The organism is Citrobacter gillenii, from assembly GCF_013337685.1.
GTDB classification, from domain to species: Bacteria; Pseudomonadota; Gammaproteobacteria; order Enterobacterales; family Enterobacteriaceae; genus Citrobacter; species Citrobacter gillenii.
Window position 1 is genome coordinate 160,178 of record NZ_SUQN01000001.1, and the last position, 14,548, is coordinate 174,725.

Here is a 14,548-nt window from a genome sequence, read left to right on the forward strand (position 1 = left end):
CCCTTCTACTAAGAGGAAAACACAATGGAAGCATTAGGAATGATCGAAACCCGGGGCCTGGTTGCACTGATTGAGGCTTCTGACGCAATGGTTAAAGCGGCACGCGTGAAACTGGTTGGCGTGAAGCAGATCGGTGGCGGCCTGTGTACTGCCATGGTTCGTGGTGATGTGGCCGCTTGCAAAGCAGCTACGGATGCCGGAGCTGCTGCTGCGCAGCGTATTGGCGAACTGGTTTCTGTACACGTTATCCCGCGTCCGCATGGCGATCTGGAAGAAGTATTCCCGATCAGCTTCAAAGGCGACAGCAACGATATGTAAGTCGTCCATGTGACGCCACTGGATTGTTAAGAGAAAGCTGGCGTCACCCTCTCTCCTTTTCACATTACCTTCTGCGGAGGGTAGGGGGAGGTTTTACCTGAAATATGCCACGGAGGCGGGTATGAAACTGGCAATCGTCACAGGACAAATTGTTTGTACCGTACGCCATCAGGGGCTCGCGCACGACAAGTTGCTGATGGTGGAAATGATTGATGCTCAGGGAAATCCCGACGGGCAGTGTGCTGTTGCTACCGACAGCATCGGGGCGGGAACCGGAGAGTGGGTGCTGCTGGTCAGTGGAAGCTCTGCCCGCCAGGCGCACAGTAGTGACTCATCGCCTGTCGATCTGTGCGTGATTGGCATTGTCGATGAAGTGGTGGCAGGTGGTCAGGTGATCTTCCATAAATAAGGCAGAAAATCATGAATCAACAGGATATTGAACAGGTCGTGAAAGCGGTGCTGCTGAAAATGAAAGACAGCAGCCAACCCGTCAGTGCCGTTCAAGAAATGGGCGTATTTGCCTCCCTGGATGACGCAGTGGCGGCAGCAAAACTGGCACAGCAGGAGCTGAAAAGCGTCGCTATGCGCCAGTTGGCCATTCACGCCATTCGTGAAGCAGGCGAAAAACACGCCAGAGAATTAGCGGAATTTGCCGTCAGTGAAACCGGCATGGGACGCGTTGAAGATAAATTTGCCAAAAACGTGGCGCAGGCACGCGGCACGCCGGGCGTGGAATGCCTGTCTCCACAGGTACTGACCGGCGATAACGGCCTGACGCTGATTGAAAATGCGCCGTGGGGCGTGGTGGCATCGGTAACGCCGTCCACCAACCCGGCCGCGACCGTCATTAATAACGCCATCAGCCTGATTGCGGCGGGTAACAGCGTGGTCTTTGCGCCGCATCCTGCTGCAAAAGGCGTTTCTCAGCGTGCGATCGGTCTGCTTAACCAGGCGGTAGTCGCTGCGGGTGGTCCGGCAAACCTGCTGGTGACCGTTGCCAATCCGGATATCGAAACCGCTCAGCGTCTGTTCAAGTACCCAGGCATCGGCTTGCTGGTGGTGACCGGCGGCGAAGCGGTGGTGGAATCTGCGCGTAAGCACACCAACAAACGTCTGATTGCCGCAGGTGCGGGTAACCCACCGGTGGTGGTGGATGAAACCGCCGATCTGGCGCGCGCCGCGCAGTCCATCGTCAAAGGTGCGTCGTTTGATAACAACATCATCTGCGCCGATGAAAAAGTCCTGATCGTCGTGGATAGCGTTGCCGACGAGCTGATGCGTCTGATGGAAGGTCAGCACGCGGTCAAGCTCACCGCAGCTCAGGCTGAGCAATTGCAGCCGGTGTTGATGAAAAACGTCGATGAACGCGGTAAAGGCACGGTTAGCCGTGACTGGGTCGGGCGCGATGCGGCCAAAATCGCCGCGGCGATCGGCCTGAATGTCCCGGAGCAAACCCGCTTGTTGTTCGTCGAAACCTCAGCCACACATCCGTTTGCGGTAACTGAACTGATGATGCCGGTGCTGCCGGTGGTGCGGGTGGCTAACGTTGACGAAGCCATTGCGCTGGCGGTCACGCTTGAAGGTGGTTGCCACCATACGGCGGCGATGCACTCACGCAACATCGATAACATGAACCGTATGGCTAACGCTATCGACACCAGCATTTTCGTCAAGAACGGACCGTGCATTGCCGGTCTTGGGCTTGGCGGTGAAGGCTGGACCACCATGACCATTACCACGCCAACCGGGGAAGGGGTGACCAGTGCGCGCACGTTTGTCCGCCTGCGTCGCTGTGTATTGGTGGATGCGTTTCGCATTGTATAAGGAGTGAAAGAGATGGCGCATGACGAACAACTGTGGCTCACACCCAGACTGCAAAAAGCAGCAACGCTGTGTAACCAGACGCCGGCCGCGAGTGATTCACCGCTGTGGCTCGGCGTTGATTTGGGGACCTGTGATGTGGTGTCGATGGTTGTCGACAGTGAAGGACAGCCGGTTGCGGTTTGTCTGGATTGGGCCGACGTCGTGCGTGACGGCATCGTCTGGGATTTTTTCGGTGCCGTGACCATTGTTCGTCGCCATCTCGATACGCTCGAACAACAACTGGGTTGCCGCTTTACCCACGCGGCAACCTCGTTCCCGCCAGGAACGGACCCGCGTATCTCCATTAACGTGCTGGAGTCTGCCGGACTTGAGGTTAGCCATGTGCTGGATGAGCCCACCGCCGTGGCGGATCTACTTCAGCTGGATAACGCAGGCGTGGTGGATATCGGCGGTGGGACGACCGGTATTGCCATCGTGAAGCAGGGCAAAGTGACCTATTCCGCCGACGAAGCGACCGGTGGGCATCACATTTCTCTGACGCTGGCTGGGAATCGTCGTATTCAACTGGAAGAAGCCGAGCAGTACAAGCGCAGCAACGGCAAGGAAATCTGGCCGGTAGTGAAGCCGGTTTACGAAAAGATGGCGGAAATTGTCGCCCACCATATTGCCGGGCAGGGCGTCATGGATTTATGGCTGGCCGGTGGGTCCTGTATGCAGCCGGGGGTTGATGAGCTGTTCCGTAAGCGTTTCCCGGAGCTGCAGGTGCATTTACCGCAGCACAGTCTGTTTATGACCCCGCTGGCGATTGCCAATAGCGGAAAAGTAAAAGCGGAAGGAATCTATGCAAGCTGAATTGCAGACCGCGCTCTTTCAGGCATTCGATGCCCTGAATCTACAACGCGTAAAAACGTTCAGCGTTCCACCGGTCACGCTATGCGGACTGGGAGCGCTCAGCACCTGCGGACAGGAAGCGCAAACGCGCGGGCTGACGCACATGTTCGTTATGGTAGATAGCTTCCTGCATGAAGCGGGAATGACCGCCTCACTGGAACGCAGCCTGGCGATGAAAGGCGTGGCGATGACGCTGTGGCCGTGCCCGGTCGGTGAGCCGTGCATCACTGACGTTTGCGCGGCGGTCGCACAGTTGCGCGAGTCAAAATGTGACGGCGTTGTGGCCTTCGGCGGCGGCTCGGTACTGGATGCCGCCAAAGCCGTCGCGTTGCTGGTAACCAACCCAACGCAGACACTGGCTGATATGACGGAAAACAGCGTGCTGCGTCCTCGTTTACCGCTGATTGCCGTGCCAACCACCGCCGGGACCGGGTCAGAAACCACCAACGTCACGGTGATTATCGATGCCGCTACCGGACTGAAAAAAGTGCTGGCCCACGCCACGCTGATGCCGGACGTCGCCATTCTCGATGCGGCGGTAACGGAAGGCGTACCGCCGCACGTGACGGCAATGACTGGCATCGATGCACTCACCCACGCTGTTGAAGCCTACAGCGCGCTGAACGCGACACCGTTTACCGACAGCCTGGCAATTGGCGCGATTGCGATGATCGGCAAGTCGCTGCCTAAAGCGGTGGGTTACGGCCATGACCTGGCGGCGCGCGAAAGCATGTTACTGGCTTCCTGTATGGCGGGGATGGCTTTTTCCAGCGCAGGTTTGGGCTTGTGTCATGCGATGGCTCACCAACCAGGTGCTGCGCTGCACATCCCGCACGGGCAGGCTAATGCCATGCTGCTTCCTACGGTAATGGGCTTTAACCGCATGGTGTGCCGTGAACGCTTCAGCCATATCGGCAGAGCGTTAACCAATAAGAAATCAGACGATCGTGACGCTATCAGCGCGGTAATTGAGCTGATCGCTGAAGTGGGCCAGACCAAACGGCTCGCTGACGTGGGCGCGAAACCTGAGCATTACAGTACCTGGGCGCAAGCCGCATTGAACGATATTTGTATACGCAGCAACCCACGAACCGCCACGCAGGAACAGATTATCGACCTGTACGCGGCGGCACAATAAGGCATACCAGGACGTAGGCCGGATAAGGCGTTCGCGCCGCCATCCGGCAACAACGCGACATCATTGCCTGATGGCGCTGCGCTTATCAGGCCTACTAAGCACCTGGCAAATGGAGATAGGGCTATGGGAATTAACGAAATCATCATGTACATCATGATGTTCTTTATGCTGATTGCCGCCGTGGACAGGATCCTGTCGCAGTTCGGTGGTTCAGCACGTTACCTCGGTAAGTTTGGTAAGAGCATCGAGGGATCGGGCGGTCAGTTTGAAGAAGGTTTTATGGCGATGGGCGCACTGGGTCTGGCGATGGTCGGTATGACTGCGCTGGCACCGGTACTGGCACATGTGCTCGGACCGGTAATTATTCCGCTGTATGAAATGCTGGGCGCGAACCCGTCAATGTTTGCCGGAACGCTGCTGGCGTGTGATATGGGCGGCTTCTTCCTGGCGAAAGAACTGGCGGGTGGCGATGTGGCCGCATGGCTGTACTCTGGCCTGATCCTCGGGGCAATGATGGGGCCGACGCTGGTCTTCTCCATCCCGGTTGCGCTGGGAATTATTGAACCGTCAGACCGTCGTTATCTGGCTCTGGGCGTACTGGCCGGTATCGTGACCATTCCGGTTGGCTGTATCGCTGGCGGCCTGGTGGCAATGTACTCCGGGGTTGAAATCAACGGGCAACCGGTGGAGTTCACCTTCGCGCTGATTCTGATGAACATGATTCCGGTGCTGATCGTCGCCATCCTGGTGGCGCTGGGGCTGAAATTTATCCCGGAAAAAATGATTAACGGCTTCCAGATCTTCGCCAAGTTCCTGGTGGCGCTGATCACTATCGGCCTGGCGGCGGCGGTCATTAAGTTCCTGCTTGGCTGGGAGCTGATCCCGGGTCTCGATCCTATCTTCATGTCTGCGGGTGATAAGCCCGGCGAAGTGATGCGCGCCATCGAAGTGATCGGTTCTATCTCCTGCGTGCTGCTGGGTGCCTACCCGATGGTACTGCTGCTGACCCGTTGGTTTGAAAAACCGCTAATGAGTGTCGGCAACCTGCTGAAAATCAACAATATCGCCGCTGCGGGTATGGTGGCAACGCTGGCGAACAACATCCCGATGTTCGGCATGATGAAAAATATGGATACCCGCGGCAAAGTGATCAACTGCGCGTTCGCGGTCTCTGCAGCCTTCGCTCTGGGTGACCACTTAGGTTTTGCCGCCGCGAACATGAACGCCATGATCTTCCCGATGATTGTCGGCAAGTTGATTGGTGGTGTGACGGCGATTGGCGTAGCGATGATGCTGGTGCCAAAAGACGAAAATGTTCCGGCCGTTGTTGACGCGGAAACTGCAGAAGCAAAAGCGGAGGCGCAATCGTGAATACTCGCCAGCTACTGAGCGTCGGTATCGATATCGGCACCACCACCACTCAGGTGATCTTCTCCCGCCTTGAGCTGGTTAACCGTGCGGCAGTGTCGCAGGTGCCGCGCTACGAATTTATCAAACGCGAAATTAGCTGGCAAAGCCCGGTCTTCTTCACACCCGTCGATAAGCAGGGCGGGTTGAAAGAGGCTGAACTTAAAGCGCTGATCCTGGCCCAGTATCAGGCGGCGGGTATCGCGCCGGAAACGGTTGATTCCGGCGCGATCATCATTACCGGAGAAAGCGCGAAAACCCGCAACGCCCGTCCGGCGGTGATGACGCTCTCCCAGTCGCTGGGTGACTTCGTGGTGGCCAGTGCCGGTCCGCACCTGGAATCGGTGATTGCTGGTCACGGTGCCGGTGCACAAACTCTGTCTGAGCAGCGTCTGTGCAGCGTGCTGAATATCGACATCGGCGGCGGGACGTCAAACTACGTACTGTTTGATGCCGGAAAGGTCAGCGGCTCTGCGTGCCTGAACGTCGGGGGACGACTGCTGGAAACTGACGGTCAGGGGCGCGTGGTCCATGCGCACCAGCCGGGACAGATGATCGTCGACGAGGTGTTTGGTGCCGGTACCGACGCCCGAACGCTCAATGCCGCACAGCTTGTCCAGGTCGCGCGGCGAATGGCGAATCTGATCGTGGAAGTGATTGACGGCACGCCTTCTGCCCTGGCGCAGGCGCTGATGCAAACCGGTTTACTGCCTGCGGGCGTGAAACCGGATGTGATTACGCTTTCCGGAGGAGTGGGCGAGTGCTACCGCAACCAGCCTGCCGATCCGTTCTGTTTTTCTGACATTGGACCGCTGCTGGCGACGGCGCTGCATGAACATCCGCGCTTGCGTGAGATGAACGTGCAGTTCCCGGCGCAAACCGTGCGCGCCACGGTGATTGGCGCCGGGGCGCATACGCTGTCGCTGTCGGGCAGCACCATCTGGCTGGAAGGTGTGGCACTTCCGCTGCGCAATCTGCCGGTGGCGATCCCGGTTGACGACGCTGATTTGGTGGCGGCCTGGCAGCTGGCGCTGGTGCAGCTCGATCTTGATCCGAAAACAGACGCCTATGTGCTGGCGCTGCCCGGGTCGCTGCCGGTGCGCTACGCCGCGCTATTAACGGTCATCGACGCGCTGCTGGCCTTTGTCGCGCGTTATCCGAATCCGCATCCCCTGCTGGTGGTAGCCGAGCAGGATTTTGGTAAAGCCCTGGGCATGCTGTTACGCCCACAGTTACAGCAACACCCGCTGGCGGTCATCGATGAGGTGATTGTCCGGGCGGGGGACTATATCGACATTGGTACGCCTCTTTTTGGCGGATCGGTTGTGCCGGTGACGGTGAAATCACTCGCATTTCCTTCCTGAGGGAACGACTTATGAAACTAAAGACCACATTGTTCGGCAATGTTTATCAGTTTAAGGATGTAAAAGAGGTGCTGGCCAAAGCCAACGAACTGCGTTCGGGGGATGTGCTGGCAGGTGTCGCCGCGACAAGCTCACAGGAGCGCGTGGCGGCCAAACAGGTGTTGTCGGAAATGACGGTGGCGGATATTCGCAACAACCCGGTGATTTCCTATGAAGAGGACTGCGTCACGCGTCTGATTCAGGATGACGTCAACGAAACAGCCTATAACCGCATCAAAAACTGGAGCATCAGTGAGCTGCGCGAGTACGTGTTGAGTGATGAAACCTCTGTCGATGACATTGCGTTTATGCGCAAAGGGTTAACGTCAGAAGTGGTCGCTGGGGTGGCAAAAATTTGCTCCAACGCGGACTTGATCTACGGCGGCAAAAAAATGCCGGTGATCAAAAAAGCCAACACCACGATCGGCTTGCCGGGCACCTTCAGCTGCCGTTTGCAGCCGAACGACACCCGTGACGATGTGCAGAGTATTGCCGCGCAAATCTACGAAGGGCTTTCTTTCGGTGCGGGCGATGCGGTGATCGGCGTTAACCCGGTAACCGATGACGTGGAGAACTTAAGCCGCGTACTCGACACCGTGTATGGCGTGATCGACAAATATAACATTCCTACTCAGGGCTGCGTGCTGGCGCACGTTACTACCCAGATCGAAGCGATTCGTCGCGGCGCGCCGGGCGGGCTGATTTTCCAGAGTATCTGCGGTAGCGAGAAAGGCTTGAAAGAGTTCGGCGTTGAGCTGGCGATGCTGGACGAGGCGCGTGCAGTGGGCGCTGAATTCAACCGTATCGCCGGGGAAAACTGCCTGTACTTTGAGACCGGGCAGGGGTCTGCGCTTTCTGCTGGCGCTAACTTCGGTGCCGATCAGGTGACGATGGAAGCGCGTAACTACGGGCTGGCACGCCACTACGATCCGTTCCTGGTGAATACCGTTGTCGGCTTTATCGGGCCAGAGTATCTCTACAATGACCGCCAGATTATTCGCGCCGGTTTAGAAGATCACTTCATGGGCAAGCTGAGCGGCATTTCGATGGGCTGTGACTGTTGTTACACCAACCATGCCGATGCTGACCAGAACCTCAATGAAAACCTGATGATTCTGCTCGCCACCGCAGGCTGCAACTACATCATGGGCATGCCGCTCGGTGACGACATCATGCTCAACTATCAGACCACCGCGTTCCACGACACCGCGACTGTGCGCCAGTTGCTGAACCTGCGTCCGTCGCCGGAGTTTGAACGCTGGCTGGAAAACATGGGCATTATGGCAAACGGTCGCCTGACCAAACGGGCGGGCGATCCGTCACTGTTCTTCTGATGACGCGGGGATGACACACGATGGATCAAAAACAGATTGAAGAAATTGTACGCAGCGTAATGGCGTCAATGGGTGAGTCACAACCGCAGGCTCAAGCGCCGTCAGCGGAAGTGAAATGCAGCACCACGCAGTGCGCCGCACCAACGGGCGAAAGCTGTGCCATGGATTTAGGTTCAGCCGAAGCGAAAGCGTGGATTGGCGTTGAAAACCCGCACCGCGCAGAAGTGTTGACGGAGCTGCGTCGCAGCACCGCTGCACGTGTCTGTACCGGTCGTGCTGGCCCTCGTCCGCGTACCCAGGCGCTGCTGCGCTTCCTGGCTGACCACTCACGCTCGAAAGATACCGTGCTGAAAGAGGTGCCGGAAGAGTGGGTGAAAGCACAAGGCTTGCTGGAAGTGCGCTCGGAAATCAGTGACAAAAATCTGTACCTGACCCGCCCGGACATGGGCCGTCGTCTGAGTGCAGAAGCGATTGAAGCGCTGAAATCCCAGTGCGTGGCGAACCCGGATGTCCAGGTGATTGTCTCTGATGGCCTGTCTACGGATGCCATCACCGCCAACTACGAAGAGATTCTGCCGCCATTGTTGTCTGGATTAAAACAGGCTGGGCTGAAGGTTGGCACGCCGTTCTTTGTCCGCTATGGCCGCGTGAAAATCGAAGATCAGATTGGCGAGCTGCTGGGTGCGAAAGCGGTGATCCTGCTGGTCGGTGAACGTCCGGGCTTAGGCCAGTCGGAAAGTCTTTCCTGCTACGCCGTCTATTCACCGCGCGTGGCGACTACCGTTGAGGCCGACAGAACCTGTATTTCCAACATTCACCAGGGCGGTACGCCACCGGTCGAAGCGGCTGCGGTAATCGTGGATTTGGCCAAACGCATGCTGGAGCAAAAAGCGTCCGGCATCAACATGACCCGTTAAGGAGGCATCATGCCAGCATTAGATTTGATTAGACCTTCAGTCACCGCCATGCGCGTGATTGCCTCGGTAAATGACGGTTTTGCCCGCGAACTTAAATTACCGCCACATATACGTAGCCTCGGACTCATCACAGCAGACTCTGATGACGTGGCGTATATTGCCGCAGACGAAGCGACAAAACAGGCAATGGTCGAAGTGGTTTATGGCCGCTCGCTGTATGCCGGTGCGGCGCACGGACCTTCTCCAACGGCAGGTGAAGTGTTGATTATGCTCGGTGGACCTAACCCGGCGGAAGTTCGCGCGGGTCTGGATGCGATGGTGGCCAATATTGAAAATGGCGCCGCGTTCCAGTGGGCCAATGATGCAGAAAATACGGCTTTCCTGGCACACGTGGTATCGCGTACCGGTTCATACCTTTCTGCTACGGCGGGATGCGTACTGGGCGATCCGATGGCTTATCTGGTGGCTCCGCCATTAGAAGCAACCTACGGGATTGATGCTGCGCTGAAATCTGCCGATGTACAGATCGTTACCTACGTGCCGCCACCGTCAGAAACCAACTACTCGGCGGCGTTTTTAACCGGTAGCCAGGCCGCCTGTAAAGCAGCCTGTAACGCCTTCGCTGATGCTGTTCTGGATATTGCCCGTAATCCTGTCCAGCGCGCGTAAGAGAGGTTGCAATGATCAATTCACTGGGATTACTGGAAGTGGATGGCATGGTGGCTGCTGTAGACGCGGCGGATGCCATGCTGAAAGCCGCGAACGTGCGTCTGCTTAGCCACCAGGTGCTCGATCCTGGCAGGCTAACGCTGGTGGTGGAAGGCGATCTGGCGGCGTGTCGTGCAGCGCTGGATGCCGGTTGTGCTGCTGCTGCGCGTACAGGACGTGTTATCAGCCGCAAGGAGATAGGACGGCCGGATGATGACACCCAGTGGCTGATCGGCGGTTTTACGCGCCAGCCGAAAAAACCAGAACCGAAGAAATCAGAACCGAAGCCGGAAGTGACATCAGACGTGAAAACAGAGAAGACGCAGGAAGCACCGGTGTCCTCTGAATCCTCTGACGAATTACTGGCGCTGTTAACATCGGTCCGTCAGGGAATGACGGCAGGGGAAGTGGCCGCGCACTTTGGTTGGTCACTTGATAAAGCCAGAATTGCGCTGGAACAGCTCTTTTCTGCCGGAGCGTTGCGTAAACGCAGTAGTCGCTATCGCTTAAAAAATTAACCTGTCGGAGGGCCGGGGGCTTCAGTGAAGCTTCCGGCTTCAAAGGTCATGAAAAAGAAACGTACTGCAAATCTGCACCATCTTTATCATGAAGTATTACCCGAAGACGTTAAACTTACGCCGAAAGTGGAAGTGGACAATGTTCATCAGCGGCGAACAACGGATGTGTATGAGCATGCGCTGACCATTACCGCCTGGCAGCAGATCTACGACCAGCTGCATCCAGGTAAATTTCATGGCGAGTTCACTGAAATCCTGCTTGATGATATTCAGGTGTTCCGTGAATACACCGGTCTGGCGCTGCGTCAGTCCTGTCTCGTCTGGCCAAATTCATTCTGGTTTGGCATTCCGGCTACGCGCGGCGAACAGGGGTTTATTGGCACCCAATGTCTGGGTAGCGCTGAAATTGCCACCCGTCCGGGCGGGACGGAATTTGAGCTGAGTACGCCGGATGACTACACCATTCTTGGCGTCGTGATCTCTGAAGAGGCGATCGCTCGTCAGGCTAACTTCCTGCACAACCCGGAAAGGGTGCTGCATATGCTGCGCAACCAGTCGGCGCTGGAAGTAAAAGAACAACACAAAGCCGCATTGTGGGGCTTTGTGCAACAGGCGCTGGCGACGTTTAGCGAGAATCCTGAAAATCTTCGCCAGCCTGCGGTGCGCAAAGTGTTAGGGGATAATCTGCTGTTGGCGATGGGTACCATGTTGGATGAAGCCCAGCCGATCATCACCGCCGAGAGTATCAGCCATCAGAGTTACCGTCGGTTGCTGTCGCGTGCGCGCGAATATGTGCTGGAAAATATGTCGGAGCCGCTGACCGTGCTCGACCTGTGCAATCAGCTGCATGTCAGCCGAAGAACCTTGCAAAATGCCTTCCATGCGATCCTGGGGATCGGGCCGAATGCCTGGTTAAAACGCATTCGTTTGAACGCAGTCCGCCGTGAGCTTATCAGCCCGTGGTCGCAGAGTACGACGGTAAAAGATGCCGCGATGCAGTGGGGATTCTGGCATTTAGGGCAGTTTGCCACCGATTACCAGCAGCTGTTTGCCGAGAAACCGTCGCTCACGCTGCATCAGCGTATGCGTCAGTGGGCGTGATGAGATTATTGAGTCGGATGCGACGCTTCGCGTTTTATCCGACCTACGGGACGGTGCCATTATTGAAGTTGTAGGCCGGATAAGGCGTTAGCCGCCATCAGGCAATGACACCCAGTCGCGCACCTGAATAAACTCGCTAAGGGCGGCTTCCGGGCTGTTCGCTTCCGGCTGCCAGTCATACTCCCAGCGCACCAGCGGCGGCATCGACATCAGAATGGATTCCGTACGCCCGCCAGTCTGTAGACCAAACAGCGTGCCGCGATCCCACACCAGGTTAAATTCCACGTAGCGTCCACGACGATAAAGCTGGAAGTTGCGCTCGCGCTCACCCCAACTCATCGCTTTGCGCCGCTCAACGATCGGCAGATACGCGTCGGTATAGCCTGTGCCAACTGCTCGCATAAAATCGAAACAGTGGTCGAAGTCCGGAGTATTTAAATCATCGAAAAACAGTCCGCCGATGCCGCGCTGTTCGTTGCGATGCTTAAGGAAAAAGTAGTCATCGCACCACTTTTTGTAACGCGGGTAAACGTCATCGCCAAACGGCTGGCACAGCTCAAGCGCCGTGCGGTGCCAGTGAACGGCGTCCTCTTCAAAGCCGTAGTAGGGCGTTAAATCAAAGCCACCGCCAAACCACCACACCGGATCGGCACCGGGTTTTTCGGCGATAAAAAACCGCACGTTAGCATGACTGGTGGGAATGTAGGGGTTGAGCGGGTGCACCACCAGTGACACGCCCATCGCTTCAAAACTGCGCCCGGCCAGTTCTGGTCGATGTGCTGTCGCCGAGGCTGGCATCGCGTCACCATGGACATGGGAGAAATTCACGCCCGCTTGTTCAAAAATCCCACCGTTACGCAGCACCCGGCTGCGTCCGCCGCCACCCGCTTCGCGCTGCCAGCTATCTTCAACAAATTCAGCGCCGTCTACGGCAGACAGTTGCTGACAAATATCATTCTGCAGGCTGAGCAGGAACTGTTTAACGCGCTGGGCATCGGGCTTCATGATTAACGTTTCTTCGAGTGGGCTTTCTGGTTATCAAACCAGTGGAAATAGCTGATAACGCCATTGGCGATAGCGGTGGCAATTTTCTGCCGAAATGCCGTGGTGCCCAGCAGGCGTTCTTCTTCCGGGTTGGTAATAAATGAGGTTTCTACCAGCACCGAAGGAATGGACGGCGATTTTAGTACCACGAAGGCGGCCTGTTCTGTACTGCGGCTGTGCAGACGGTGTACTGGCTTGATTTTCTTCAGGATGTGCGACCCTAAGGTCAGGCTATTTTTAATGGTGTCGGTCTGAACCAGATCGAACAGCACTTGCTGCAACAAATGATCTTTGTCGGTGGCTTTTTTCCCGGCGACTTCATCCGCGCGGTTTTCACGATCGGACAGATACTTTGCCATGGCGCTACTGGCGCCGCGGTTAGACAGAGCAAAGACCGACGCCCCCGCCGCGCTGGGGTTAGTAAAACCGTCGGCGTGGATGGACATAAACAGGTCGGCACCGTGCTTGTGGGCGATCTCGACGCGGTCGTAAAGCGGAATAAAGGTATCGCCGGAGCGGGTCAGCCGGGCATCGATCCCTTGGCTACGCAGGATGGAGCGCACGTTTTTGGCAATCGCCAGCACCACGTGTTTTTCCTTCGAACCGTTGCGACCAATTGCCCCGGTATCAATGCCACCGTGACCCGGATCGAGAACCACAACGCGCTTTGCGCCTGATTTTTTCGCTTTCGGTTTACTGTGACCATTGCTGGTTTTTAGCGCTTCTTCTTTAGCGATAGCTGGCGACATACCTGACAGCGTCAGGGCAGCCAGCCCGGCTTTCAGCACCTGGCGGCGCGATGTGAGAGTTTTTAGTGGTTTAAAAGTGCTCATACGGCCTGAGTTGTAATAAATAAGTTCCAGATGTTATATCGTATCGCGTAGTCCGTTGCGACGGATCGGGATAATAATTGTTTTACTTTTCATTTCAATACGTGACAGTTGCCTATTATGCCATTTTTTACGCCGCTTCGCGTCAGATATTGGCTTAATCAGTTGTTCACGCCATAATCACTATTTTTAGGGCTAAAAAGGGTCTCAATACCATGGAGATACGCGTATTTCGCCAGGAAGATTTCGAAGAGGTTATCACCCTCTGGGAGCGCTGCGACCTGCTGCGTCCATGGAACGATCCGGAAATGGATATTGAGCGCAAGGTGAATCACGACGTCAGCTTGTTCCTGGTCGCTGAGGTGAACGGTGAAGTCGTTGGCACGGTGATGGGGGGTTACGACGGTCATCGCGGCTCAGCGTACTATCTTGGCGTACACCCTGAATTTCGTGCTCGTGGCATTGCGAATGCACTGCTAAGCCGGCTGGAGAAAAAGCTCATTGCCCGCGGATGTCCGAAGATTCAAATTATGGTGCGTGACGACAATGACATCGTGCTGGGCATGTATGAACGTCTGGGATATGAACATGCTGACGTACTCAATCTGGGCAAGCGCTTGATTGAAGATGAAGAGTACTGAGTTTCATCCCGCCGACTATGACGGTCACGGGCGTCTGCGCCTCCCTGTTTTGTTCTGGTGCGTGCTGCTGCTTCAGGCGCGCACGTGGGTGCTGTTTGTGATTGCGGGATCTTCTCGCGAGCAGGGAAACACCTTACTGAATTTGTTTTACCCCGATCACGATGCGTTCTGGCTGGGATTGCTCCCAGGTGTTCCCGCAGTGCTGGCGTTTTTACTCAGCGGGCGGCGTTTTGCATTTCCTGCGCTGTGGCGCTGGCTGCGCGGATTACTGATTTTGGCCCAGTTGGCGTTGCTTTGCTGGCAGCCACTGCTGTGGTTGGGGGGCGATCCGGTCAATGGCGTTGGGCTGGCGCTGCTGGTAGCCGATGTTGTCGCCCTGGTCTGGCTACTGACTAACCCGCGTTTACGTGCCTGTTTTGCCATCGAAAAAGAATAACGGCACTTTTTTATGAAGCCGGACTCCAAGCAACGTTA

The 14,548-nt window shown here is 56.4% G+C and carries 16 protein-coding genes; 14 read left to right on the forward strand and 2 right to left on the reverse strand.

Annotated features, from left to right (window positions below):
- Positions 1-24: 24 nt before the first annotated feature.
- The 12 genes from eutM (at position 25) to eutR (ending at position 11,559) form a co-directional block, all read left to right on the forward strand.
- A complete protein-coding gene (gene eutM, locus FCH32_RS00660; protein ID WP_005121908.1) occupies positions 25-318 on the forward strand; it encodes an ethanolamine utilization microcompartment protein EutM in 294 nt (97 codons plus the stop codon).
- Positions 319-439: 121 nt separating this feature from the next.
- A complete protein-coding gene (eutN, locus tag FCH32_RS00665; RefSeq protein ID WP_096756227.1) occupies positions 440-727 on the forward strand; it encodes an ethanolamine utilization microcompartment protein EutN in 288 nt (95 codons plus the stop codon).
- A gap of 11 nt (positions 728-738) precedes the next feature.
- Positions 739-2,142: an aldehyde dehydrogenase family protein gene (locus FCH32_RS00670; RefSeq protein WP_096756228.1), complete on the forward strand. Its 1,404-nt coding sequence runs from the start codon at positions 739-741 to the stop codon at positions 2,140-2,142.
- 12 nt (positions 2,143-2,154) lie between these two features.
- Positions 2,155-2,994 carry an ethanolamine utilization protein EutJ gene (gene eutJ, locus FCH32_RS00675; RefSeq protein ID WP_096756229.1) on the forward strand — a complete coding sequence of 280 codons (840 nt, stop codon included), beginning with the start codon at positions 2,155-2,157 and terminating at the stop codon, positions 2,992-2,994.
- Positions 2,984-4,171 (forward strand): ethanolamine utilization ethanol dehydrogenase EutG, encoded by a 1,188-nt coding sequence (eutG, locus tag FCH32_RS00680; RefSeq protein WP_115257818.1) that lies wholly within the window; start codon positions 2,984-2,986, stop codon positions 4,169-4,171. The genes eutJ and eutG overlap by 11 nt, the downstream gene beginning before the upstream one ends.
- Positions 4,172-4,294: 123 nt before the next feature.
- A complete protein-coding gene (eutH, locus tag FCH32_RS00685; RefSeq protein ID WP_096756231.1) occupies positions 4,295-5,542 on the forward strand; it encodes an ethanolamine utilization protein EutH in 1,248 nt (415 codons plus the stop codon).
- Positions 5,539-6,942, forward strand: a complete 1,404-nt coding sequence (gene eutA / locus FCH32_RS00690; RefSeq protein ID WP_115257819.1) for an ethanolamine ammonia-lyase reactivating factor EutA — start codon at positions 5,539-5,541, stop codon at positions 6,940-6,942. Before eutH ends, eutA begins: the two co-directional genes overlap by 4 nt.
- A gap of 11 nt (positions 6,943-6,953) precedes the next feature.
- A complete protein-coding gene (gene eutB, locus FCH32_RS00695) occupies positions 6,954-8,315 on the forward strand; it encodes an ethanolamine ammonia-lyase subunit alpha (protein WP_096756233.1) in 1,362 nt (453 codons plus the stop codon).
- A 20-nt stretch (positions 8,316-8,335) separates the two neighbouring features.
- On the forward strand, positions 8,336-9,232 hold the full coding sequence (gene eutC / locus FCH32_RS00700; protein ID WP_117343545.1) for an ethanolamine ammonia-lyase subunit EutC: 897 nt from the start codon (positions 8,336-8,338) through the stop codon (positions 9,230-9,232).
- 9 nt (positions 9,233-9,241) lie between these two features.
- Positions 9,242-9,901, forward strand: a complete 660-nt coding sequence (gene eutL / locus FCH32_RS00705) for an ethanolamine utilization microcompartment protein EutL (RefSeq protein WP_096756235.1) — start codon at positions 9,242-9,244, stop codon at positions 9,899-9,901.
- A gap of 11 nt (positions 9,902-9,912) precedes the next feature.
- Positions 9,913-10,458 carry an ethanolamine utilization microcompartment protein EutK gene (gene eutK, locus FCH32_RS00710; RefSeq protein ID WP_096756236.1) on the forward strand — a complete coding sequence of 182 codons (546 nt, stop codon included), beginning with the start codon at positions 9,913-9,915 and terminating at the stop codon, positions 10,456-10,458.
- 48 nt (positions 10,459-10,506) lie between these two features.
- Complete coding sequence (gene eutR, locus FCH32_RS00715; protein ID WP_115257821.1) at positions 10,507-11,559, forward strand: HTH-type transcriptional regulator EutR; 1,053 nt, start codon at positions 10,507-10,509, stop codon at positions 11,557-11,559.
- 87 nt (positions 11,560-11,646) lie between these two features.
- Here the strand turns inward: eutR and hemF are convergent, their stop codons facing one another.
- Together hemF and amiA are read right to left on the reverse strand one after the other, a co-directional pair.
- Positions 11,647-12,564: an oxygen-dependent coproporphyrinogen oxidase gene (gene hemF, locus FCH32_RS00720; RefSeq protein ID WP_174360317.1), complete on the reverse strand. Its 918-nt coding sequence runs from the start codon at positions 12,562-12,564 to the stop codon at positions 11,647-11,649.
- Positions 12,565-12,566: 2 nt separating this feature from the next.
- Positions 12,567-13,436, reverse strand: a complete 870-nt coding sequence (gene amiA, locus FCH32_RS00725; RefSeq protein WP_117343548.1) for an N-acetylmuramoyl-L-alanine amidase AmiA — start codon at positions 13,434-13,436, stop codon at positions 12,567-12,569.
- Between the two features lie 212 nt (positions 13,437-13,648).
- On the opposite strand from amiA, the gene FCH32_RS00730 reads away from it, so the two are divergent.
- Together FCH32_RS00730 and FCH32_RS00735 are read left to right on the forward strand one after the other, a co-directional pair.
- On the forward strand, positions 13,649-14,074 hold the full coding sequence (locus FCH32_RS00730; RefSeq protein WP_096756240.1) for a GNAT family acetyltransferase: 426 nt from the start codon (positions 13,649-13,651) through the stop codon (positions 14,072-14,074).
- Complete coding sequence (locus FCH32_RS00735) at positions 14,061-14,510, forward strand: DUF2919 domain-containing protein (protein WP_115257824.1); 450 nt, start codon at positions 14,061-14,063, stop codon at positions 14,508-14,510. The genes FCH32_RS00730 and FCH32_RS00735 overlap by 14 nt, the downstream gene beginning before the upstream one ends.
- Positions 14,511-14,548 lie beyond the last annotated feature (38 nt).

Coding starts and splice junctions, on each gene's coding strand:
- eutM (WP_005121908.1), top strand. CDS start 25: ATGGAAGCATTAGGAATGATCGAAACCCGGGGCCTGGTTGCACTGATT.
- eutN (WP_096756227.1), top strand. CDS start 440: ATGAAACTGGCAATCGTCACAGGACAAATTGTTTGTACCGTACGCCAT.
- FCH32_RS00670 (WP_096756228.1), top strand. CDS start 739: ATGAATCAACAGGATATTGAACAGGTCGTGAAAGCGGTGCTGCTGAAA.
- eutJ (WP_096756229.1), top strand. CDS start 2,155: ATGGCGCATGACGAACAACTGTGGCTCACACCCAGACTGCAAAAAGCA.
- eutG (WP_115257818.1), top strand. CDS start 2,984: ATGCAAGCTGAATTGCAGACCGCGCTCTTTCAGGCATTCGATGCCCTG.
- eutH (WP_096756231.1), top strand. CDS start 4,295: ATGGGAATTAACGAAATCATCATGTACATCATGATGTTCTTTATGCTG.
- eutB (WP_096756233.1), top strand. CDS start 6,954: ATGAAACTAAAGACCACATTGTTCGGCAATGTTTATCAGTTTAAGGAT.
- eutC (WP_117343545.1), top strand. CDS start 8,336: ATGGATCAAAAACAGATTGAAGAAATTGTACGCAGCGTAATGGCGTCA.
- eutL (WP_096756235.1), top strand. CDS start 9,242: ATGCCAGCATTAGATTTGATTAGACCTTCAGTCACCGCCATGCGCGTG.
- eutK (WP_096756236.1), top strand. CDS start 9,913: ATGATCAATTCACTGGGATTACTGGAAGTGGATGGCATGGTGGCTGCT.
- eutR (WP_115257821.1), top strand. CDS start 10,507: ATGAAAAAGAAACGTACTGCAAATCTGCACCATCTTTATCATGAAGTA.
- hemF (WP_174360317.1), bottom strand. CDS start 12,564: ATGAAGCCCGATGCCCAGCGCGTTAAACAGTTCCTGCTCAGCCTGCAG.
- amiA (WP_117343548.1), bottom strand. CDS start 13,436: ATGAGCACTTTTAAACCACTAAAAACTCTCACATCGCGCCGCCAGGTG.
- FCH32_RS00730 (WP_096756240.1), top strand. CDS start 13,649: ATGGAGATACGCGTATTTCGCCAGGAAGATTTCGAAGAGGTTATCACC.
- FCH32_RS00735 (WP_115257824.1), top strand. CDS start 14,061: ATGAAGAGTACTGAGTTTCATCCCGCCGACTATGACGGTCACGGGCGT.